General features: G+C 66.1%; 20 protein-coding genes and 1 tRNA gene. 5 read left to right on the top strand and 16 right to left on the bottom strand.

What is annotated here, in order from left to right; translation table 11 throughout:
- Nucleotides 1-58 precede the first annotated feature (58 nt).
- Complete coding sequence (locus ACNAOH_RS12980; protein WP_443970572.1) at nt 59-712, bottom strand: MOSC domain-containing protein; 654 nt, start codon at nt 710-712, stop codon at nt 59-61.
- Between the two features lie 98 nt (nt 713-810).
- On the opposite strand from ACNAOH_RS12980, the gene ACNAOH_RS12975 reads away from it, so the two are divergent.
- Nucleotides 811-1,962 carry a glycosyltransferase family 4 protein gene (locus ACNAOH_RS12975; RefSeq protein WP_443970571.1) on the top strand — a complete coding sequence of 384 codons (1,152 nt, stop codon included), beginning with the start codon at nt 811-813 and terminating at the stop codon, nt 1,960-1,962.
- Here the strand turns inward: ACNAOH_RS12975 and ACNAOH_RS12970 are convergent.
- Nucleotides 1,929-2,246, bottom strand: coding sequence for a DUF2218 domain-containing protein (locus ACNAOH_RS12970; RefSeq protein ID WP_443972144.1), 318 nt, complete (start codon nt 2,244-2,246; stop codon nt 1,929-1,931). The two genes, ACNAOH_RS12975 and ACNAOH_RS12970, sit on opposite strands and share 34 nt — an antisense overlap.
- Nucleotides 2,247-2,266: 20 nt before the next feature.
- Nucleotides 2,267-2,863 carry a PadR family transcriptional regulator gene (locus tag ACNAOH_RS12965; protein WP_443970570.1) on the bottom strand — a complete coding sequence of 199 codons (597 nt, stop codon included), beginning with the start codon at nt 2,861-2,863 and terminating at the stop codon, nt 2,267-2,269.
- Between the two features lie 104 nt (nt 2,864-2,967).
- On the opposite strand from ACNAOH_RS12965, the gene ACNAOH_RS12960 reads away from it, so the two are divergent.
- The 3 genes from ACNAOH_RS12960 to ACNAOH_RS12950 all read left to right on the top strand — a co-directional run bounded on the left by ACNAOH_RS12960 (nt 2,968) and on the right by ACNAOH_RS12950 (nt 5,267).
- Nucleotides 2,968-4,293: a replication-associated recombination protein A gene (locus ACNAOH_RS12960; RefSeq protein WP_443970569.1), complete on the top strand. Its 1,326-nt coding sequence runs from the start codon at nt 2,968-2,970 to the stop codon at nt 4,291-4,293.
- Entirely contained in the window at nt 4,290-5,165 is an 876-nt protein-coding gene (locus tag ACNAOH_RS12955) for a hypothetical protein (RefSeq protein WP_443970568.1), read from the top strand. Before ACNAOH_RS12960 ends, ACNAOH_RS12955 begins: the two co-directional genes overlap by 4 nt.
- Before the next feature lie 27 nt (nt 5,166-5,192).
- A tRNA-Thr gene (locus ACNAOH_RS12950) sits at nt 5,193-5,267 on the top strand.
- A 40-nt stretch (nt 5,268-5,307) separates the two neighbouring features.
- Here ACNAOH_RS12950 and ACNAOH_RS12945 read toward each other — a convergent pair.
- The 13 genes from ACNAOH_RS12945 to ACNAOH_RS12885 form a co-directional block, all read right to left on the bottom strand.
- Nucleotides 5,308-6,054, bottom strand: coding sequence for a prepilin peptidase (locus ACNAOH_RS12945; RefSeq protein WP_443970567.1), 747 nt, complete (start codon nt 6,052-6,054; stop codon nt 5,308-5,310).
- Between the two features lie 10 nt (nt 6,055-6,064).
- Nucleotides 6,065-6,787, bottom strand: a complete 723-nt coding sequence (gene gspN / locus ACNAOH_RS12940; RefSeq protein ID WP_443970566.1) for a type II secretion system protein N — start codon at nt 6,785-6,787, stop codon at nt 6,065-6,067.
- Nucleotides 6,784-7,266 carry a type II secretion system protein M gene (locus tag ACNAOH_RS12935; RefSeq protein WP_443970565.1) on the bottom strand — a complete coding sequence of 161 codons (483 nt, stop codon included), beginning with the start codon at nt 7,264-7,266 and terminating at the stop codon, nt 6,784-6,786. The genes gspN and ACNAOH_RS12935 overlap by 4 nt, the downstream gene beginning before the upstream one ends.
- A complete protein-coding gene (gene gspL, locus ACNAOH_RS12930; protein ID WP_443970564.1) occupies nt 7,263-8,381 on the bottom strand; it encodes a type II secretion system protein GspL in 1,119 nt (372 codons plus the stop codon). The genes ACNAOH_RS12935 and gspL overlap by 4 nt, the downstream gene beginning before the upstream one ends.
- A gap of 7 nt (nt 8,382-8,388) precedes the next feature.
- Entirely contained in the window at nt 8,389-9,408 is a 1,020-nt protein-coding gene (gene gspK / locus ACNAOH_RS12925) for a type II secretion system minor pseudopilin GspK (protein ID WP_443970563.1), read from the bottom strand.
- Nucleotides 9,398-10,153 (bottom strand): type II secretion system minor pseudopilin GspJ, encoded by a 756-nt coding sequence (gspJ, locus tag ACNAOH_RS12920; RefSeq protein WP_443970562.1) that lies wholly within the window; start codon nt 10,151-10,153, stop codon nt 9,398-9,400. The genes gspK and gspJ overlap by 11 nt, the downstream gene beginning before the upstream one ends.
- 202 nt (nt 10,154-10,355) lie before the next feature.
- On the bottom strand, nt 10,356-10,802 hold the full coding sequence (locus tag ACNAOH_RS12915; protein ID WP_443970561.1) for a GspH/FimT family pseudopilin: 447 nt from the start codon (nt 10,800-10,802) through the stop codon (nt 10,356-10,358).
- A 203-nt stretch (nt 10,803-11,005) separates the two neighbouring features.
- The gene (gspI, locus tag ACNAOH_RS12910; protein ID WP_443970560.1) at nt 11,006-11,392 is read right to left on the bottom strand and encodes a type II secretion system minor pseudopilin GspI; all 387 of its coding nucleotides are present in this window, start codon (nt 11,390-11,392) and stop codon (nt 11,006-11,008) included.
- Nucleotides 11,393-11,648: 256 nt separating this feature from the next.
- Complete coding sequence (gene gspG / locus ACNAOH_RS12905) at nt 11,649-12,140, bottom strand: type II secretion system major pseudopilin GspG (protein WP_443970559.1); 492 nt, start codon at nt 12,138-12,140, stop codon at nt 11,649-11,651.
- A gap of 5 nt (nt 12,141-12,145) precedes the next feature.
- A complete protein-coding gene (gspF, locus tag ACNAOH_RS12900) occupies nt 12,146-13,402 on the bottom strand; it encodes a type II secretion system inner membrane protein GspF (protein WP_443970558.1) in 1,257 nt (418 codons plus the stop codon).
- The gene (locus ACNAOH_RS12895) at nt 13,395-14,981 is read right to left on the bottom strand and encodes a GspE/PulE family protein (protein WP_443972143.1); all 1,587 of its coding nucleotides are present in this window, start codon (nt 14,979-14,981) and stop codon (nt 13,395-13,397) included. Before ACNAOH_RS12895 ends, gspF begins: the two co-directional genes overlap by 8 nt.
- A gap of 17 nt (nt 14,982-14,998) precedes the next feature.
- Complete coding sequence (gspD, locus tag ACNAOH_RS12890) at nt 14,999-17,191, bottom strand: type II secretion system secretin GspD (protein WP_443972142.1); 2,193 nt, start codon at nt 17,189-17,191, stop codon at nt 14,999-15,001.
- 23 nt (nt 17,192-17,214) lie between these two features.
- Nucleotides 17,215-18,129, bottom strand: a complete 915-nt coding sequence (locus ACNAOH_RS12885) for a type II secretion system protein N (RefSeq protein ID WP_443970557.1) — start codon at nt 18,127-18,129, stop codon at nt 17,215-17,217.
- Nucleotides 18,130-18,315: 186 nt separating this feature from the next.
- On the opposite strand from ACNAOH_RS12885, the gene ACNAOH_RS12880 reads away from it, so the two are divergent.
- Complete coding sequence (locus ACNAOH_RS12880) at nt 18,316-18,945, top strand: prolyl hydroxylase family protein (protein WP_443970556.1); 630 nt, start codon at nt 18,316-18,318, stop codon at nt 18,943-18,945.
- Nucleotides 18,946-18,974: the final 29 nt, after the last annotated feature.

Genomic DNA, 18,974 nt, shown 5'->3' with positions numbered 1-18,974 from the left:
ACCGGAAGCTTGGGAAAGCCGCATTTGCGGGCCGCCAGAGCTGAATTCCAATCGACCCTTACCGCGCCAGCGCGATAGCCCGGCTGCGCCATGCTTCTGCCAGTTGCGGCGTCACCGCCAGCTGCGCCACGCCTGCAGGATCCGCTTTGTGCCCGCCCTGGATGAGCAGATGGAACACGCGCGCGATGCTCCATTCAGGCAATGGCCGCTCGGTCAGCGTCATGACGTCGCCGCCCTGCGCCTCCCCTTCCTTCAGCACGCGAAGATAGAGACCGCAGCGGCCGCTCCGCACCGCCCTCGCCAGCACATCCGGTTGCCCGAAGCGGAAGTTGAGCTTGGCGCACGGCTGCCGGCCATGGCTGATCTCCAGCAGCGCACTGCCAAGCGTGAAGCGATCGCCCAAACACAGCCCGTCTTCGGTCGCGCCCCGCGTGGCCAGATTCTCCCCGAAGGCGCCCGGCGCTCGCAGCAGGGCATGGTCGCCCAGCGGCTCCCGCCACCACTCATAATGCTCCTGCGGGAAGAGGTGGATCGCCTTGTCGTGTCCGCCATGATGGAAGCTGTCGGCCTGATGATCGCCTTCCACGCCCAGCCAGCCGATCCGCACCGTGCCGCTCCGGGGCTTCTTGTCCATCGCGCTCATCACGCCCGGCGCAATAAGGGCGGGTGCTCCGGTAAGCAGGGCATCCAGCGACAGGGTCTGTATCGACATGTGGTTCTCCTGCCACGCCCGGCAGCTCCATACCAGCCGCCTTGCGCGGTCCTCCAAGTTCCGCTTGAACCGGTGTGTCACCAAGCTATAGCGCCGCGATGGCTGCGACGGACCTCCGCATCGCCCTCTTCAGTGGCAACTATAACTATGTTCGCGACGGAGCGAACCACGCGCTCAACAATTTGATGGGCGCCGCGCTCGATGCTGGCGCCGCCGTTCGCGTCTATTCTCCGACCACCGATAAGCCGGCCTTCGAGCCGGTCGGCGATCTGGTTTCCGTGCCTTCGTGGAAGTTGCCGCTGGGGCGCGCGGAATATCGCATGGCCAAGGGTTTGTCTCCCGCCATCCAGCAGGATCTTGCGCGCTTCGAGCCCAATATCGTTCACGTCTCCGCACCTGATCGCCTCGGTCATCGCGCCTTGCAATGGGGGCGCAAGAACGGGCTGCCGGTCCTCGCGTCGCTTCACACGCGGTTCGAGACGTATGCGCGCTATTATCGCCTCGGTTTCCTAGAGCCGCTTCTGGTTCGCATGCAGACCCAGTTCTACAACAAGGTCGATCAGGTGATGGTGCCCAGCCCCAGCATGCGCGCGCTGCTGCTGGAATGGGGCGTGAAAAGCCCGGTCGACATCTGGTCGCGCGGCATAGATCATGATCTCTTCAATCCGGGCCGCAGAGATCTGGCCTGGCGCCGCGATCTGGGCATTGGCGATGACGAGGTCGCCGTCGGCTTTCTTGGCCGTCTCGTCCTTGAGAAGGGCCTCGGCATCTTCGCCCGTGTCGTCGAGACGCTGCGTGCGCGTGGCGTGGCCTTCAAGGTGCTTGTCATCGGCGACGGGCCAGCGCGGGACTGGTTCGCGCAGCGGGTTCCGGATGCGGTTTTCGCCGGCTTTCAGGCGGGAGATGCGCTCGGCCGGGCCGTAGCGGGCATGGACATGTTCTTCATGCCGTCCGTCACCGAGACCTTCGGCAACGTCACGACCGAGGCAATGGCCTGCGGCGTGCCGGTCGTCGCCGCGAACGCCACCGGGTCGGTCGATCTGGTCCAGCATGGCGTGACGGGCTTCCTCGTGCCGCCCACCGATGTGACGGCATACGCGGACGCGCTCCAGATGCTCATCGAGAATCCGGAACTGCGTCGTTCGGCGGGCGCGGCGGGGCATGAGGCCGCGAAGGTCTATGTGTGGGACCGCGCCAACCGGACGATGCTGGAGGCCTATGAAGCGCTGGCCGCGCGTTCCCAGCGATAACTAAGCGGCGCCTCACGGAACGCGAAGCGATCGAGATGGCTCTCCACCGCGCTGGTTAGCCCTTCCATTTGCCCCGCCTCGCTTGCATCGATGCGGATGCGCAAATGCTCTACCTCCGCATCGAACGTCACTTGCGCATCACCCGCCCAGTCAGCGCCGCGTGCATCGCGTGGGAAGACGATTTCTCCATGCTCGGCTGTGAAGGTGACGGCAAAGCCATGCTGCCAGTGCTTGCAAAGCTGCTGGAGATAACGGCTCGCGCTTCCGGTGGGCACCCGAGCCATGGCTGATACGGCAGTCACAGTCAGAGCCTTTCGATCTTCTGGACCGCCTCGTCCAGGATCGCGGCGATCTGGTGCAGCGTTTCCTCGTCGATGTCACCTTCGTCCATGCGGTGCATCAGCGCCTGCTTGAGGTTACCCATGGCACGCCGGATTGGTCCCCGGTGCCCCCGGCGATTATGCTCGCCCATCGCGGCGAGGCGCGCGAACAGCCCGTCCACTTCGGTTTGCCGCTCGGCAAGATGCGCTGATCCCGCCTCGGTGACCGCGAAGAGCTTTTTGGCGCCTTCCGTCACCTGCTCGGCGATCAGGTCCATGTCCGCCAGCATGGTGAGCGACGGATAGACGACGCCGGGGCTCGGCGCATAGCCGCCCGCCGACCGCTCCTCGATCTCACGGATGAGATCATAGCCATGGCGCGGCGCCTGCGCGATCAGGCTCAGAAGCACCAGCCGCAGCTCATCCCCTGAAAAGACGCGTCGCCGGCCACGACCGCCATCGCGATCCTCCCCGCCTTCCCATCCGCTGGAGAGCGGCCCCCAGCCGCCACGACCGCGCATGGCCTCCCGGCCGCGCGGGCCGAAGTGATGATGGTGCCGATGATTGTGAAGTCCAAACATGATAATTCCTTCTAAAACGACTCACGATATGTCTAAGATATATCTTATTGAAATCTCGGCAATAGGGCCGATGACTTTTTTCTTCGCCGCCCTATGTCCCACTCATGACGGATCTTTTCGGCGATCAAACACAGGCAGACGAGCAACGGGCGGAGACTCCCCGCGCCGATGCACCCCTTGCGGACCGGCTTCGCCCCGCGCGGCTGGAGGATGTCGTCGGGCAGGACCATCTCACAGGGCCGGAAGGCGCGATTGGCCGCATGGTCGCCGCAGGGCGGCTCTCCTCAATGATCCTCTGGGGGCCGCCGGGCACCGGCAAGACCACCATCGCTCGCTTGCTCGCTGACGCAGTTGGCCTGCGCTTCGCTGCCATCTCCGCCGTGTTTTCCGGCGTCGCCGACCTCAAGAAAGCCTTTGCCGAGGCACGGGACGCGGCGCGCGCGGGCAAGCGCACTTTGCTCTTTGTGGACGAGATTCATCGCTTCAATCGCGCCCAGCAGGATGGCTTCCTGCCCTATGTGGAGAACGGCACAGTCACGCTCGTCGGCGCGACGACGGAGAATCCCAGCTTCGAGCTGAATGCGGCTCTCCTTTCACGAGCACAGGTGCTCATTCTGCACCGGCTCGATGCCGCCGCGCTGGAGCAACTCGTCGCGCGTGCCGAGGCGCTGGTGGGCCTGCCCCTACCCCTCACGGACGAAGCGCGTGCCGCGCTTATCGCCAGCGCCGATGGCGACGGCCGCTTCCTGCTCAATCAGGTCGAGACGCTCTATTCGGTGAACCTGCCCGCCCCGCTCGATCCGGCCGGGCTGTCAGGCTTCCTCCAGCGGCGCGTGGCCGTCTATGACAAGGATCGCGAGGGCCATTACAACCTTATTTCCGCGCTGCATAAGTCGCTGCGCGGCTCGGACCCACAGGCCGCGCTCTATTATCTCGCGCGGATGCTCGTTGCGGGAGAGCAGCCCCTTTATGTGCTGCGGCGCCTTGTGCGCTTCGCCAGCGAAGATGTTGGGCTCGCGGACCCGCAGGCGCTCGTCCAGTGCCTCGCCGCAAAGGATGCCTACGATTTTCTCGGCTCTCCGGAGGGCGAACTCGCGATCGTGCAGGCCTGCCTTTATCTCGCCACCGCGCCCAAATCCAACGCCGCCTACGCGGCTCAGAAAGCGGCGTTCCGCAGCGCGCGGGAGACCGGCTCGCTGATGCCCCCGACCAATATCCTTAATGCGCCGACCAAGCTCATGAAGGATATCGGCTACGGCAAGGGCTACACCTACGACCACGATACCGATCAGGGCTTCTCCGGCGACAACTACTGGCCCGAGGAGATGCGCCCTCAAACCTTTTACGCCCCCACCGATCGCGGTTTCGAGAAGCGGATTGCCGAGCGGCTTGCCTATTGGGACGATCTGAGGAGCGGCAGGCAGGCGTGATCCGCCGGTTCCATCGCTTTGCCTGCTTCGACTGGTCGGGCGCCGCCGTCTCCCATCCGCCCGGCATTGCCCTGGCCGTGGCGGAGGCAGAGGGACCACCCCGGCTGATCCCGCCGCCCGAGGGGCGCTTCTGGTCGCGGGCCTCAGCTCTGGACTGGCTGGGCGAGGTGGCCGCGCGCAACGAGGACATGCTGATCGGCATGGATCTCTCCCCCGCCATGCCCTTCGTCGATCACGGTGCCTATTTTCCCGGCTGGGCGGACACACCCGCCGACGCGCGGGCGCTGTGGCAGCTGGTCGAAACTCTTTGTACGGAAGACCCCCATCTTTCCGCCGGGGGCGTGCTCGCCCATCCGGAGCTGCGTCGCCATTTCCGCCAGCACCGCGATCTGGGCGATCTCTATCCTGCTGGCGCCGGCCGAATGCGGGTCTGCGAGTTGGGTCAGCGCCAAATGGGGCTCTCACCCTATAGCTGCCTCAATCTTGTCGGCGCCGCGCAAGTCGGCAAGTCCAGCCTCACTGCGATGCGGCTGTTCCATCGGCTCGGCGGCGCTATCCCCATCTGGCCTTTCGACCCGGTGCCCGCCTCCGGCCCGCTCATCGTCGAGATTTATACCAGCCTTGCTGCACTGGAGGCGGGACGAACGAAAAGCCGGTCCAAGATGCGGGACGGCGCTGCGCTGGACACCGCGCTGGCGGCTTTCGGATCGCCTCCACACGCGCCGATCCCGCGTTACACGGATCATGCGACCGACGCGCTGCTCACCGCCGCATGGCTTCGCCACGTCCATGGCGAGCCGGCACGCTGGTCCCCGGCTGGACTTTCTGACGAAATTGCCTGCACCGAAGGCTGGACGTTCGGCGTATTTTGAGGTTATGGCGCGCACCAGCCTTGGCGCGCCGGATTAGCACAGTGGTAGTGCAGCGGTTTTGTAAACCGAAGGTCGCGGGTTCAAATCCTGCATCCGGCACCATTTTTCTCAGATGACGCACCCGCCAGAGCGACTGGCATGGCTACAGCAGACCGAGCAAGCCCGCCACCCACGCAGCCGGAACCACCGCAAGACATAGGAACGTACCGAACGGCAGCGCCGTGGTGGCATGGACCGGGCGACCACGCATCGCGCCGATCCCGGCCCAGACCAGCCCGCTCACGCTTGCCACAAGCAGGACGATCGGCAGCGCCGCCCAGCCGAGCCAGCCGCCGATTCCGCCAAGCAGCTTGGCGTCGCCCAGCCCAAGTCCCTCCCGGCGACGGATCACGCGATAGGCCAGCGCGATGAGGAAGAGCGCGCCATATCCCGCCGCCGCCCCGATGGCGCGGTCGACGAAGAGCGGCAGGCCCGCCCATTCCCCCAGCGTAAGGCCCAATGCAGCAAACGGCAGAGTGAGCGCGTCCGGCAGCCAGTGGTGCCGCCAGTCGAGCAGGACGAGCGCAAGCAACATCCAGCCCCCCAGCGCCAGCACGACTGCCGGGAATGGCGGGGCAAGCGCAAACGCCGCTGCACCGATCAGCGCGCAGCCCCCTTCCATGATCGGATGCACAGGGTCGATGACCCCGTCACACGTGCGGCAGCGGCCCCGCGCCAATGCCCAGCTCAGCACAGGCACCAGATCGCGTGCGGAGAGCGTTCGCCCGCAATTGTCGCAGCGCGATCGCCCGCGCAGCACGCCCTCGCCTCTTGGCCAGCGGGTCACGATGGCAGCAAGGAAGCTGCCCGCGATGAGCCCCGCTCCGACGCCGATCAGCGGCTCAATCACCAAATGGCTCTCAGAGCTTGCTGTCTATGCGGAGCACCTGCTCCCCGCCGATCATGCGGAAGCCATTGGCGGCAAGCCCAGCAGAAATCAGCGGATCGTTGACCCGCACATGCATCGTCGCCTGCAGTCGCCCACCGGCAGTGATGCGAACGATCAGGCGCTCCATGCCGGACTGGCTGACCAGCGGTAGCTCCACCGCGTCGCCGTCGCAGCGCGCTTCTCCGGTCAGGCCGTTGGCAAGGCTGAGACCGTTGATGACCGCCATCATCCTAGCGCGCACCCGCCCCTCGGCGTGAACGCAGGTGTCGCCCGAGAAGCGCGCTGAGACGTCCTCCAACATCACGCTGCTTACCGGCAGCGGTGCAAGGGCGGCGGCCAGCGGCAGCGTGCCGGTCACATCGTCGATCCCGCGTGTGCCCCAACCGAGCGAGACCGCGCCGGCGATATCGTCCGGCTGGCCGATCTGGCGGCGGATGTCCATGCGCGCCCGACCCACAAGCAGCTGAACCGGCGAAAGAAACACGTCGACAGTGCCGAGGCGCACGCCGCCGATCTGAAGTTCGTCGGCGCCGCCCCACCAGACCGGCCCCCGCAGCGACCGGGCGGCGACGCCCATATCGTTAAGGCGCAGCATACCGGCAACCGCGCGGAGCGGCAGCACCGCAACCAGCGCAAACAGCGCGAAGATCAGAACGGCAAAGCGGGTCCGCCGCGAGTGAGGAAGGCCGATCATCGCCCCGCCTCCCGCAGCACGGCCTGCACTGCGACAGTCCCTTCGCTCGCTCCCGGCGCTATGCTGACGGTCTCCACCGGCACACCCGCCGCTTCCAGACTCGCGAGCCAGCCCATCAGCGCGGGCATGCGCGCCGAGGAAATGGTGATCGCCATCCGACCGTCGCCTTGCGCGGCGGCACGATCCAGCGTGAAGCCGGCTTCCGCCGCGCTCTGCCCGACCAGCTGATCGATCGGCACGTTGGCCCCGCTCGATCCCTTTGCGGGTAGCTTGCGAATCGCTTCCACTTTTGCCCGCACGGACGAGTAGCGATCGAGCGCGGCGCGTTGCCGCTCCCATCCGCTGTCAACCGCGCCGTTGATCGGTCGCCAGAGCCCCAGCCAGAAAATGACGAGGGCAATCACCACGCCAAGCGCCGTCATGAAGCGCTGCTCGCCTTCGCTGTGGTTGTTCCACCACTGCCGCATGGACTGCATCATGAGCGCACCACCGTGATATCCGCGATCAAGACCGCCCCCTGCTGCTGCACGCTATTGGCGCTGATCCGCCAGCCGGCCTCCTGAATGGAGAGCAGCACCGCGTTGATGTCGTCCGCCTTGGCCGCCGAGAGGCGCACGCGCAGCGATCCGTCCGCGAGCTGGCTTGCGCTCGTCATGCTCACGGCAGAGCTGGTCTGCATCGCCGTCATCAGCCCCGCCATCGTGCCCGTGAAGCCGCCCGACCCGCCCCGCTGGGCCAGCAGCGCGGCGACCTTCGGCTCCGCGTCCGCCGCATCCACGACGGAGGGGTCCACGGTCTTCGCCAGCTCGACGGTCTGCCGGTTGAGGCGGCTGGCCTCCGCATTGAGGCGAATGATGGTGACGATCGAGATGACCAGGCCGACAGTGACGATCGCCACGCCCAGCAGGGCCAACCGGCGCAGGCGAGCCGCCGTGAAGAGCGCGGGCGCACGGCGGGTATACTCGCCTTGTCTGAGATCGATCGGCGGATCGCGCAGGGCGGAGAGCAGCACCGCATCGGCCGCGTCCGGCGTCAGCTCCGCTATCTTCTGATCTTCGGTCAGCAGAGCGGAATAGGGTTCGTTGCCGTCCAGCGCGAAATCGGCTCCGCGCATCACGTTATTCGGACCGAACGCGCCGCGCACCAGCCCATCCTCGGGCGCAGGCAACAGTGCGGCGGCGGGCACAAGGGCCGCCTGCGAGACGCCGTTGCGCGCGCACCAGTCCAGCCAATAGTCCATGGCCGCGCGGCTCGTCACCGCCACCATATGCGGCTTGTCCGGTTCCTCCTCGCTGGTCGCTGCCGAATGAAGCAGGCCCGCATCGCCGATGCTGGCCTCCATTGCCATCAGGCGCGCTGCTGCTTCGCCCTGCCGCTGCGTCATGCCGGGGCAGGCGATCCAGTGCAGCGTCGTGAGACTGGTTGGCAGGACGAGGAGTACCCGGCCCGCCGTCTCGCCTTCATCATCGTCGTCGGCTGGGGGCAACCAGTCGGTCCCGCGTCCGCGCCGCACGATCCGCCCGTCGGAGATGCGCAGCCAGCGGCAGTTCTCGTCGTCGTCCGCCTGCGGCATGATGACATAATCGACAGACATTGCGCGCTCAGCCTCCCTCGCCACGCACGCGCCGCACCAGCCGCGCGGGCTGCTGCGCTGCGTCGTACAGCACCGTTTCGTCCACCTGATCACCCCCCAGATCGACCGTGAGCGCCACTTCGAGCCAGCGGCTCGTAAGGCGGGTCTGTTCCGTGCCGCTCGGACCAAGGCCGAGGCTGGCGAGCGTAGGCTGTGCCCAGAATGTATTGAGGCTGCCATACCCATCCGGCGGCCGTTGCGCCAGCACTTGCCGCGCCCGCTCGATAGGCAGCTTGTCCGGCGCGAGCATGGCCAGCAGCACGGCCTGATCGGGCAGCAGCGTATTGATGTTTATCGGCGAGAGAGCCGTCTCCGGCAGCGCGCAGATCCACGGGCGCACGCGCTGATACACGTCCGCGCTCACCCCGTTTATCACGCGCAGTTCGCTCGGGTCCGCAATAAGATTATTGGCCGTGAGGTAGGGCGGGTCGATCCGGCTGTAATACTCGTCCTCCGCCCCTCCCGGGCCGGGCACATTGTCCTCGTCGATCCAGTCGGCGGTCGAAACCGCGATCTGGTCTGCCACGAGGCGGTCGACGCCCAGCAGGCGCATCAGGGCCGAGAACTGCGCGATCCCCTCCGGCCGCGCGACCATCTTGCCGTCCATACCGCCGCCGCTCACCACACTGTTGAGGTTGAAGCAATTGCCCGCGTCGCGCACCCGCGCTACGGCCTCGCCGCCCGGCAATGGCAGGATCTGAGGCGTGCCCAGCCATCCCCCCGCGAGCGTGGTGCGGTCCGGCCGGCTCTTGACCATGTCGCCAAGCTGGACGCCAGCCGCCTGCTCGGCCGCCAGCAGATAGGCCCGGCCCTGATCGGCTGAAACGAGGTTACGCGTCATCCGGCTGGCGAGAGTCAGCCGTTCGAGCGCCACGGCAGTGATGACGGACAAGATCGCGACGAGCAAAAGCACGGTGAGCAGCGCCGCACCGCGCTCCTGCGTGGGAACGCTTCGCCTCGCGAGGCTGATGAACCGATCAGGTTCCACCCGGCGCTCCTTCCGTTGGGGCGTTTAGCCCCTTCGGCGTCTGGCCCGCCCCGGCACCGACGAGGAAACGCAGCACCAGTGGCGGCGCCTTGCCTTGAGTGAGCGTCATTTCCACGGCGACGGGCATGTCGTCCGGTTTCTCCGGGCTCCAGACATCGAGCCAGTCCCCGCGCGGCGCGCGATAGCGGATCTTGAGGTCCGTCACATTCTGCGCGATCACGGCCGGCTCCGGCGGCACGGCACCGTCGACAAAATTATAGCCGATCCGCTCAAGCCGCCGCTCCCTCCACCAATACTCCACTTTCTGGAGCGATGGACGGCGCAGATTGCCGGGATTGCTCCAGCCTCCGCGCACGAACTGCATGAGCGGCAGATCGTCCTGCGCGGCGCGGCCGAAGAAGGCCGGGGCCAGCGTCCCCGCCTGCGTGCGGCTGATCCGCGCGGAGGCTTGCGCCAGATCCGCGTCGAGCGTCGAGATGCCGCGCTGAAGTCCACCCAGAGTCTCGAGATGGCCGCGTACCGCCGCCTGCGCATCCACGCTGCCGCGCAGCAGCAGCACGCCGGTGGTGGCGAGCATCGCGAAGATCATCACGGCCACCATCAGCTCGATCAGCGTGAAGCCGTGTTCGGCGGAACGCGTCCCGAACGCGTCGCCCTGCTGGGCAGAGCGTCTCAGAAACGTGAAACCCTGTTGGACGGAGCGCACCAAAGGCGTGAAGCAGTGTTCAGCGGAGCGCGTCCTCAACGCGTTGCTCTTTTGGGCGGATTGTCTCGACAGAAAAACCAAGCAGGCGTCTGAATTTACTTCGTCATCCCGGCCCTGAGCCGGGATCCCGCTTTTTTCTACACAACAGAGGCAGATGGACCCCGGGTCAAGCCCGGGGTGACGAGGAGCAATATGAGTTCCTCGCGCTGCGGACATAAAGCCTTGTTCGGTGGAACGTGCCTCACTCACTGGTCGTCACCTTGCCGTCCAGGTCCATGCGGATCGCAAGCGTGCGCTCGTCGCGGTCGAGCGTGAAGGCCAGTGGCTGATCCGCACGACCCACCGTGTCGAAGATGACGCGGGCCTGCCCGGTCTGTCCGGCTTTAGCGCTTATGCCCTTGGACCAGTCCGTGGAAGCGAGCGGCCCTTCCCTCACGGGCTCCCAGCGCCCCGCCCGCCGCTGGTCGAAACCATAGCCGGTTTGCGAGACCCAGAGCGCGATGGGCCGCGCATTGAGGATTGCACTGTCCCGCGCGGCACGCACACGTCCGCTGAACCTGTCCGCATCGTCGCCCATCCGCCCGCGCGGGTCGCTCATCGTCAGCACCACGGTGGCGGACATGAGGCCGATGATGACGATCACGACCATCAGTTCGATCAGCGTGAAGCCGTGTTCGGCGGAACGCATGAAAGGCGTGAAGCCCTGTTGGGCGGACGGGCCAAGCCGAAGCCCCTCCTCTTCAGAGGAGGGGTTGGGGTGGTGCCTGTGACGGTATGACGGTTCGCTGCGCGAGCGATGCGAAGCACCACCCCCTGCCCCTCCTCTGAAGAGGAGGGGTGGAAGGGTGAAAGCGCGAAGCCTCCTGAAATTTTCTGGGACAGAACCCCGCATCACTGCACCGATCCCGCCACCGGCACGGCCTTCACGAAGCTCATGACAGCGGGCGACTGGCCCGGCCCTGACTCCACGCGGATCGTGATGCCCATCAGCCGTCCGCCCATGGTTGCCTTGGCGCCCTGCACCCAGTGCCATCTGCGCCCTGCATTCTCCACCGTTCCTTCAGTCTCGCCCTCGCTCGGCGTTTCCGGATCGGTCATCCGCTCATAGGCGAGGTTCCGCGCCACGATCTGCGCGAGCGTGCGCTGATCGAGATCGGCCGCCGTCCGCACGGAGACACCCTGCAGGCGCACAAGCGCCAACGCGGCTAGGCTGAAGATCACCAGCGCGACGAGCATTTCGAGCAACGTGAAGCCCTTTTGGGCGGAACGCGTCGGCAACGCGTCGCCCTTTTGGGCAGAGCGTCTCAGAGACGTGAAGCCGTGTTCGGCGGAACACATCAAAGACTTGAAGCCCTGTGGGACAGAGCGTCTCGAAAAGTCGCCCACCACTTTGAGCCCCTCCTCTTCAGAGGAGGGGTTGGGGTGGTGTCTGTGACGGTGCGATGGTTCTCTGCGCGAGCGATGCGACGCATCGCCTCCACCCCCTCCCCCTCCTCTGAAGAGGAGGGGTGGTGAGAGGTAAGCGCCAAGCCTTCTAGAGATCGCTGGAATAGAGATCCGCATTGTCGCCCTCGCCGCCCGACTGCCCATCGGCGCCAAGCGAGACAATATCGAACGCGCCCTTCTTGCCCGGCGCTGCATATTGATAGGGGCGTCCCCACGGATCGTCCGGCAGCTTCTTGATGTAGCCGCCCTGCCGATAGCGCTCCGGCTGCGGCAGGCCTGGCGGTGGCGAGAGCAGCGCGTTCAGGCCGTCGCTGCTGCTGGGATAAGTGAGATTGTCGAGCCGATACTGCTCAAGCGCCTGCTCCAGCGTCGCGATATCCGCCTTTGCCTTCTCGACCCGCGCGGTGTTCCCCGCCGGGATCACGTTGATCGCCACGATCGTCGCCAGCAGGCCGATGATGACGATCACGACCAGCAGTTCGATCAGCGTAAAGCCGTGTTCGGCGGTACGCTTTAAAGACCCGAAGCCGTGCTCGGCGGAACGCCGAGATGAAAGACCCGTGGGAGGAATGACGCGCATGATACTCAAACTCCGGTCAAATTCTGCAGCTGCATGATCGGCAGCAGGATGGAGAGGATGATGACGGCGACGACGCCGCCCATAAGGATGATGATAAGCGGTTCCAGCAGAGAAAGCATCGCCGCCGTGAAACTGTCGAACTCGCGCTCCAGATAATCCGCTGCCCGCTCCAGCATCACGTCCAGCCGCCCCGCGCTTTCGCCACTCGCCGCAAGATAGACCAGCAGCGGCGGGAAGACGTCCGCCTTGCGCATCGCGGAGGAGAGCGAGCCACCCCCGCGCACTGCTTCCACGATGTCCTCGGTCGCCGCGCGCAGCACGCGATTGTGAATGGTCGGCACAGTGAGCGCGAGCCCTTCCATCACCGGCAGGCGGCTCTCGACCATGGTCGCCAGCGTGCGGGCCATGCGCGCAGCATGCAGGTCACGGATCAGCCGCCCCAGAAAAGGCACACGCAGCAGCATGGCGTCGAAGCGCAGGCGCAGCGCCTCGTTGCGCAGCGCCCGCCAGCCGCCGAGGCCCACCAGCGCAAGGGCAATGAGGATCGCCCACCACCAGCCCGCGAGAAAGGCGGACAGGGCCATGACGATGCGGGTGAGGAGCGGAAGCTGCTGCCCCAGCGTGTCGAACTGCTCCACCACCAAGGGGACGACGAAGATCATCAGCGCCGCGACGACAATCACCGCGAAGAGCGCGAGCACCGTGGGATAAGCCAGCGCCGTCAATATCTTGGAGCGCATCACGGCTTGTCGCTCAAGCAGCAGCGCAAGCCGCTCCGTCAGTGCCGAAAGGCTGCCGGAGCGTTCACCGGCGGAAACCATCGCGCGATAGAGCGGCGGATAACTCTTCGCCTCGCTCATCATTGCCTCGGCCAGGCTGCGCCCTTCCAGCACGCCGGCATGAACGCGGCTGACGATCGCGCGGACATGGCCGCGCTCGCTCTGCCGGGTGATCGTGCGCAGCGACTCCTCCAGCGGGCTGACCTGCGCCAACGTCGAGAGCTGGCGGGTAAACAGCGTCAGTTCCTTGGTACTGAGGCGCGAGCGATTGAACGAAAGCAGGGGTCGCTCGCGCGCGCTCGTCCCGCCGCGTGCGGCGCCGCCGGTGCCCCCACTCGCATTGCCGCGCCCCTCGGCCATCCGCACGACGAAGAGCTTCCTTGCCGTGAGCAGGTCGCGCGCTTGTTCCATCGTCTCGGCACGCAGATGGCCCCGCCGCTCCTTGCCGGCCGGGTCGATCACCACATAGTCGAAATCAGGCATCGACCGTTTCTTCGCGCCGCGAGATTCGGATCGCCTCTTCGGCGGTCGTCTTTCCTGCGATTACCAGCGCCCGCGCGGAGGCCGCAAGATTGGGCGCTTGCTGAAAAGCGTGACGGGCAATCTGCGTTTCGTCTCCGCCCTCGTTGATGAGGCGGCGCAGCGTCTCGTCGATGCGGATCGCCTCGAAAACGCCGATGCGCCCTTTGAAGCCGGTGCCGCTGCACGCCGCGCAGCCCACTGCGTGATAGATCGGCGTGCCGGCCTTGATACCGAGCAGCGCTGCGACCGAAGCTTCCGCGGGGGCCGCCTGCCGGCATTCCGGGCAGAGCCGCCGTACGAGCCGCTGCGCAATCACGGCACGCAACGTGGAGGCGAGCAGGAACGGCTCCACCTTCATGTCGCGCATTCGGGTGATCGCGCCCACCGCGTCATTGGTGTGGACAGTCGAGAGCACGAGATGGCCCGTGAGCGAGGCCTGCACGGCAATCTCGGCGGTCTCGCGGTCGCGAATTTCGCCGACCATCACCACGTCCGGGTCCTGACGCAGGATCGCCCGCAGCCCTGCCGCGAAGGTCAGGCCCACTTTCGCATTCACTTGAGTCTGACCGACGCCCTCGATGGCATATTCCACCGGGTCTTCCACGGTCAGGATGTTGCGGCTGCCGTCATTAAGCTGGCGCAACCCGGCATAGAGCGTCGTCGTCTTGCCGCTCCCGGTCGGTCCGGTGACGAGGATGATGCCATTGGGCTCCGCCACCGCCTCTCGCAGCACCCGGTCGGCTTCTCCCGCCAGACCCAGCGCATCGAGCGATATGCCGGCATTCTCCTTGTCGAGAATACGCAGCACCACGCGCTCGCCGGCCCGGCTCGGGAGCGTGGAGACGCGCACGTCGAGCAGCTTGCCGCCCAGTGTCAGGCCAATGCGCCCGTCCTGCGGGATGCGCCGCTCGGCAATGTCGAGGCGCGCCATCACCTTGATGCGGCTCACCACCACCGGCGCGACATGGGGCGGCATCCGCAGCGTTTCGGTCAGCACGCCGTCCATGCGCATCCGCACGACGAGGCCGGTCTCATAAGGCTCGATATGGATGTCGCTCACGCCCTGCCGCGCCGCCTCGGCAATGATGCCGTTGATAAGGCGGATGGCCGGTGCGTCGTCGCCGCTGTCCAGCAGGTCTTCTGCAGTCGGCAGATTGCCGGCAATCAGATCCAGCTCGTCGCCGCCCATGGCAAGCGATCCCGCCATTTCGGCCGCCGATCCGCCCATCGAATAATGATCGGAAAGATGTTTCTCAAAGGCCGCCTGTGGCACCACCGACACCTCGAAGCTGCGTGCGAGATGCCGCCGCACTTCGGGCAGGATGCGCGGGTCGCCCCCTTCCCGGAAGGCCAGCATAAGCGTCGCATCCGTCTCCGCCGCGCCCGCCTCGCCAGAGACGATCACGACCCCGTGCTTGCGCGCGAAGGAATAGGGAATATCGACGGCATGAACCGGCGCCACGGCGGGCGTTGGGTCAGGCGTTATGTCGACGGGCACGTCCCTCTCGCCCGATGGCCCGGGGAGCGGCGCGGACTCCATGGGCTCGTCCGCCGGCGTCACGGCCTGCGCTGCTCGCTCGGCGGCACGTCCACCGGGCGCACGACGCTTTGCGAGGTGGTCGTAGCAGTCGGCTCCACCACCCGGCCGTCGATTACCTGATCGCCCGAGCGCGGCGCCTGCGCGCCCGGCGGCGTCGTGCCCATATAGTCGCGCACCAGCGCATCGATGGAAGGTTCGGCCTCGGGATTATTGGCCTGCTGCATGCCGCGCACATAGCCGTAGCGCTGCGCCGCGACCTGCTGCGCGTCCGCCTTGCTGTGCAGGATGGTCGGCCGGATGAAGACCATGAGATTGGTCTTGGTGCGCGAGCGGCTGCGAGACTTGAAGAGCTCGCCAATCCCCGGAATATCGCCGAGCAGCGGAATCTTCTCGATAGTCCGCCGCTCATTGTCGTCGAGCAGACCGCCCAGCGCCACGATCTCGCCGTCATCCACCGTCACTGTGGTCTGGATCTGGCGCTTGTTGATGATGAGATCGTTGGAATTGTTGGAGACCGGGCCAGCAACACTGGAGACTTCCTGCTTCAGGAAGAGTTTGATCGCGCCGCCCGAATTGATCTGGGGCTTCACTTCCAGCATGATGCCGACATTCTGGCGCTGCACCGTGCGGAACTGATTGTCGAAATTCTGGCTGAGCGCTTCACCGGTGGAGACCGGCACCTCCTGCCCGACCAGCAGCTTCGCCTCCTGGTTGTCCATCGTCATCACCGACGGCGTGGAGAGAATGTTGCTCTCCGTGTCGGACTTCACGGCGTTGATGATCGCGCCGAAAATGCCGTTGCGGCCCAGGCCGGTGGCGATGCCGCCAAACCCGCCCGTTGCATTGGAAAGCGCATCGACCGCCGCTTGCTGGAGCTGATTGGCAAGGCCGCCATTTTCGGTCGTCGTGGTCGTGGTCCGCGTGCCATCAGGCGAGACGACCGTGGTGTTCGTCGTCGCGAGCTCGCGCGCACCAATCGCGCCCGCCAGCGTCAGGATATTGGGTTGCGCGTTGGAATAGTTGGTCGCGGCAAAACCGGTCGAGGTGCTGCCGATGAGGAACTGGACGCCCAGCCGCTTGGCGGCCGCATCGCCGATTTCGACGATAATCGCTTCGACCAGCACCTGATCCCGGCGCGTGTCGAGCTGGCGAATGACTTCGCCCAGCATCCGCTGCACGTCGTTGCTCGCTGCAACCACGAGGGCATTAGCGCCCTCATAGCGCGTGACGATCGCCGGACCGCGCTTCGAGATGCCGCTGCCTTCGCCGACAGACGCGCTGACAGCCGAGGCCGCAGGGGCTGCGTTTGCGCCGCTCGCTGCTCCCGCCCCAGCGCCGCCGCCAGCAGCAGACGCGGGTGTTCCAGCGCTCACGCTCCCGGCGCCGGCCGCGCCCTGCCCCAGCAATTGCTGGAGCACGGGGAGCATCTTGTCGGCATCGGCATGTTCCAGCCAATAGACGCGGATTTCGGTCCCCACGCCCGCGCGCGTATCCAGTTCGCGGGCCATGCTCGCCAGACGCGAGACGCTCGTGGCATCCCCCCGAATGACGATGCTGTTCGAGCTGTCGATCGCCACCACCGTCGCGCTTGGCGCCTGGCCGTCGCCACCGCTCGTCATCAGCGTCTGGAGCGATGTCGCGATCTCGCGGGCACCGGCATTCTTGAGCGGAATCATGTCCGTGGCGGCGCTGTCGGTATCGATCCGGCCGAGCACTTGGCGAATGCGCGCGATATTGTCGGCATAGTCAGCGACAACGATCGAGCGGCCGGCCCGGTTGGCGGAAATGGACCCGTCCCGGCTCACGAGCGGCCGCAGCGTTTCCATCGCGGACTGCGCATCGATAGACCGGAGGCGGACGACTTCGGTGACGAACTGGTTGCGATTGGCCGCGCGGCCGACTTGCCCCGGCTGGCTTGCCGCGCCTTCGGCCGGCTGAACGCGGAACGCCCCGCCTGCAGCGGGGATCGCGACGAGGCCGTTCGCCCGCAGGGTCGAGAGGAAGATTTCGAAATATTCCGAGCGCGTCAGGGGGCGGTCGGTCACGACCGAAACCTTGCCCTGTACCCGGCTGTCGATAATGAACGTCCGGCCCGTCACCCGCGCCGCGTCCTGAATGAACGCGCGAATGTCGGCATCGCGCACATTGAGCGTGAGTTGCGCGGCAAGCGGAGTGGCCATGGCGAGCGCCAGCGCCGCGACGGCAGTCATGCGCCGCAAAGTGCGAACAGGCGTCACTGGCCGCCCTCCAGGATGATCGCCACAGGAACTGTTGCCGATCCCCGCTCGACCATCAGCGAGAGCCGCGCACCGGGCAGGATCTGGGACTGCAGGGCACGAATATCGGCCGGCGAAGAGATTGCGCGGCCATTCACCTGAGTGATGATGTCGCCAGGGCGCAGCCCCGCGCGCGCAAAGGCCTCGTTGCGGCCCTGCTGATTGACGACGATCCCAGTCACTCTACCCCCTTCATTTCGTGGCGCGAAGCTGGCGCCTGACGCCAGGTCCTGCGCGCTCAGGCCGCCGCTCGCCGGCAGGACAAGCCCTCCCGGTGCGCCTGTTGCCCCCGGCGCTGCGCCTCCCGGCACGGGGCCACGCCCCGGTCCCGGCGGAATCGGCGCGCCCGCCCCTGCCGCAGGCGCGGCGTCGTTCGTTGTTCCGCCATTCGACTGGTCGATGAACAGGGTTTCCGCCGTTCCGCCCCGGTCGATCACAACATGATCGAACGCGACAGCCTTGAGCGTCACGCCGGGCGCGATCTCGTCGCCCACCACATAGCTGGTCTGCACGCCTTCGCTGTCCGCGATGATAGCCGACCCCTGCCCCGAACCCTCGTTCATCCGCGTACCGAAGAGTTGCAGCGCTAGCGACGTCACCTGCTGCACGCCCGGTGCGCCGCTCGCTGCTGCCGAGCGGAAGAAGGGATCGAACGCCGCGAAAAGCGAACGACGCGCATCCGCGCCCACCATCACGGGCTGGCGTGCACGCCAGTCGCCAAAGAGGCCGACGGGGGTCACAAGCGCCCAGGCGAGCCGTGCGATCTGGATGATAAGAACGGCAACAAGAAGCACCTCGAGCCACCGGCCGAAATCGGCAGACGGGCGCGATCGTCTCCGCGTCGCCGCGCGACTCAAACCAGTCAACCGCATGTCGCTTTCGTTACCCCAGTCCCTGCGCCCTGCCTAGGCTCGCGCGGAAATCCTCAGCGCCGCCTAGGTGCCCTCCTTTACCATTGGATGACAATATCGTTACCAAAAAATGACATGCTTCCGCCGGGCGGTCAGTGTGCTTAGCGGCCGGTTGATCGCCGCTGTTCGCAACGCTACCGGTGCGGCATGATCGCCACGGCTGACACCGCAGATCCCACCGGCCAGCCGGGTGTCCAGCGCTTTCCGAGTCGCGACCTCCAGCTCTTCAGCAAGCGCCAATTCCTGAGTGCCGAGACATGTGCTGGCCTCATCGCGCGGATTGATGCGGGGCGCCGCCCATCCACGATCGCGGACGATCTGGGCTATGAGGCGTTTCGGACCAGCGAGACCTGCGATCTTGACGCTGCCGACCCCTTCGTCGCCGAGGTCGACCAGCGGCTCTGCGCTTTCATTGGCTTGCCGGCGGACCATGGCGAGCCGATGCAGGGGCAGCGCTACGCGGTCGGGCAGGAGTTCAAGGCGCATACCGATTATTTCGAGCCTGCTGGTGCGGATTACGACACCTATTGCGGCCGCTCGGGCAACCGCACCTGGACGCTGATGATCTATCTGAATGAACCGGGTGCAGGGGGCGCGACCCGCTTCACGAAGGTCGGCAAGACCATTCAGCCGGAGACCGGCAAGCTCCTCGCGTGGAACAATCGTCTGCCCGATGGCGCGCTCAATCCCGCGACGATCCACCACGGGATGAAAGTCCGTGCGGGCACGAAATATATCATCACCCAATGGTATCGGGAGCTGCCCTGGCGGGGGTGACCTTTGGCCCAAGACTGAAAAAGGGCGGC

Source organism: Sphingobium sp. CR28 (assembly GCF_052327305.1).
GTDB lineage: Bacteria > Pseudomonadota > Alphaproteobacteria > Sphingomonadales > Sphingomonadaceae > Sphingobium.
This window is presented reverse-complemented; position numbering and strand designations above follow the sequence as displayed.

Coding starts and splice junctions, on each gene's coding strand:
- ACNAOH_RS12980 (WP_443970572.1), bottom strand. CDS start 712: ATGTCGATACAGACCCTGTCGCTGGATGCCCTGCTTACCGGAGCACCC.
- ACNAOH_RS12975 (WP_443970571.1), top strand. CDS start 811: ATGGCTGCGACGGACCTCCGCATCGCCCTCTTCAGTGGCAACTATAAC.
- ACNAOH_RS12970 (WP_443972144.1), bottom strand. CDS start 2,246: ATGGCTCGGGTGCCCACCGGAAGCGCGAGCCGTTATCTCCAGCAGCTT.
- ACNAOH_RS12965 (WP_443970570.1), bottom strand. CDS start 2,863: ATGTTTGGACTTCACAATCATCGGCACCATCATCACTTCGGCCCGCGC.
- ACNAOH_RS12960 (WP_443970569.1), top strand. CDS start 2,968: ATGACGGATCTTTTCGGCGATCAAACACAGGCAGACGAGCAACGGGCG.
- gspN (WP_443970566.1), bottom strand. CDS start 6,787: ATGATCGGCCTTCCTCACTCGCGGCGGACCCGCTTTGCCGTTCTGATC.
- ACNAOH_RS12935 (WP_443970565.1), bottom strand. CDS start 7,266: ATGATGCAGTCCATGCGGCAGTGGTGGAACAACCACAGCGAAGGCGAG.
- gspL (WP_443970564.1), bottom strand. CDS start 8,381: ATGTCTGTCGATTATGTCATCATGCCGCAGGCGGACGACGACGAGAAC.
- ACNAOH_RS12915 (WP_443970561.1), bottom strand. CDS start 10,802: ATGCGTTCCGCCGAACACGGCTTCACGCTGATCGAACTGATGGTCGTG.
- gspG (WP_443970559.1), bottom strand. CDS start 12,140: ATGCGCGTCATTCCTCCCACGGGTCTTTCATCTCGGCGTTCCGCCGAG.
- gspF (WP_443970558.1), bottom strand. CDS start 13,402: ATGCCTGATTTCGACTATGTGGTGATCGACCCGGCCGGCAAGGAGCGG.
- ACNAOH_RS12895 (WP_443972143.1), bottom strand. CDS start 14,981: ATGGAGTCCGCGCCGCTCCCCGGGCCATCGGGCGAGAGGGACGTGCCC.
- gspD (WP_443972142.1), bottom strand. CDS start 17,191: ATGACTGCCGTCGCGGCGCTGGCGCTCGCCATGGCCACTCCGCTTGCC.
- ACNAOH_RS12885 (WP_443970557.1), bottom strand. CDS start 18,129: ATGCGGTTGACTGGTTTGAGTCGCGCGGCGACGCGGAGACGATCGCGC.
- ACNAOH_RS12880 (WP_443970556.1), top strand. CDS start 18,316: ATGATCGCCACGGCTGACACCGCAGATCCCACCGGCCAGCCGGGTGTC.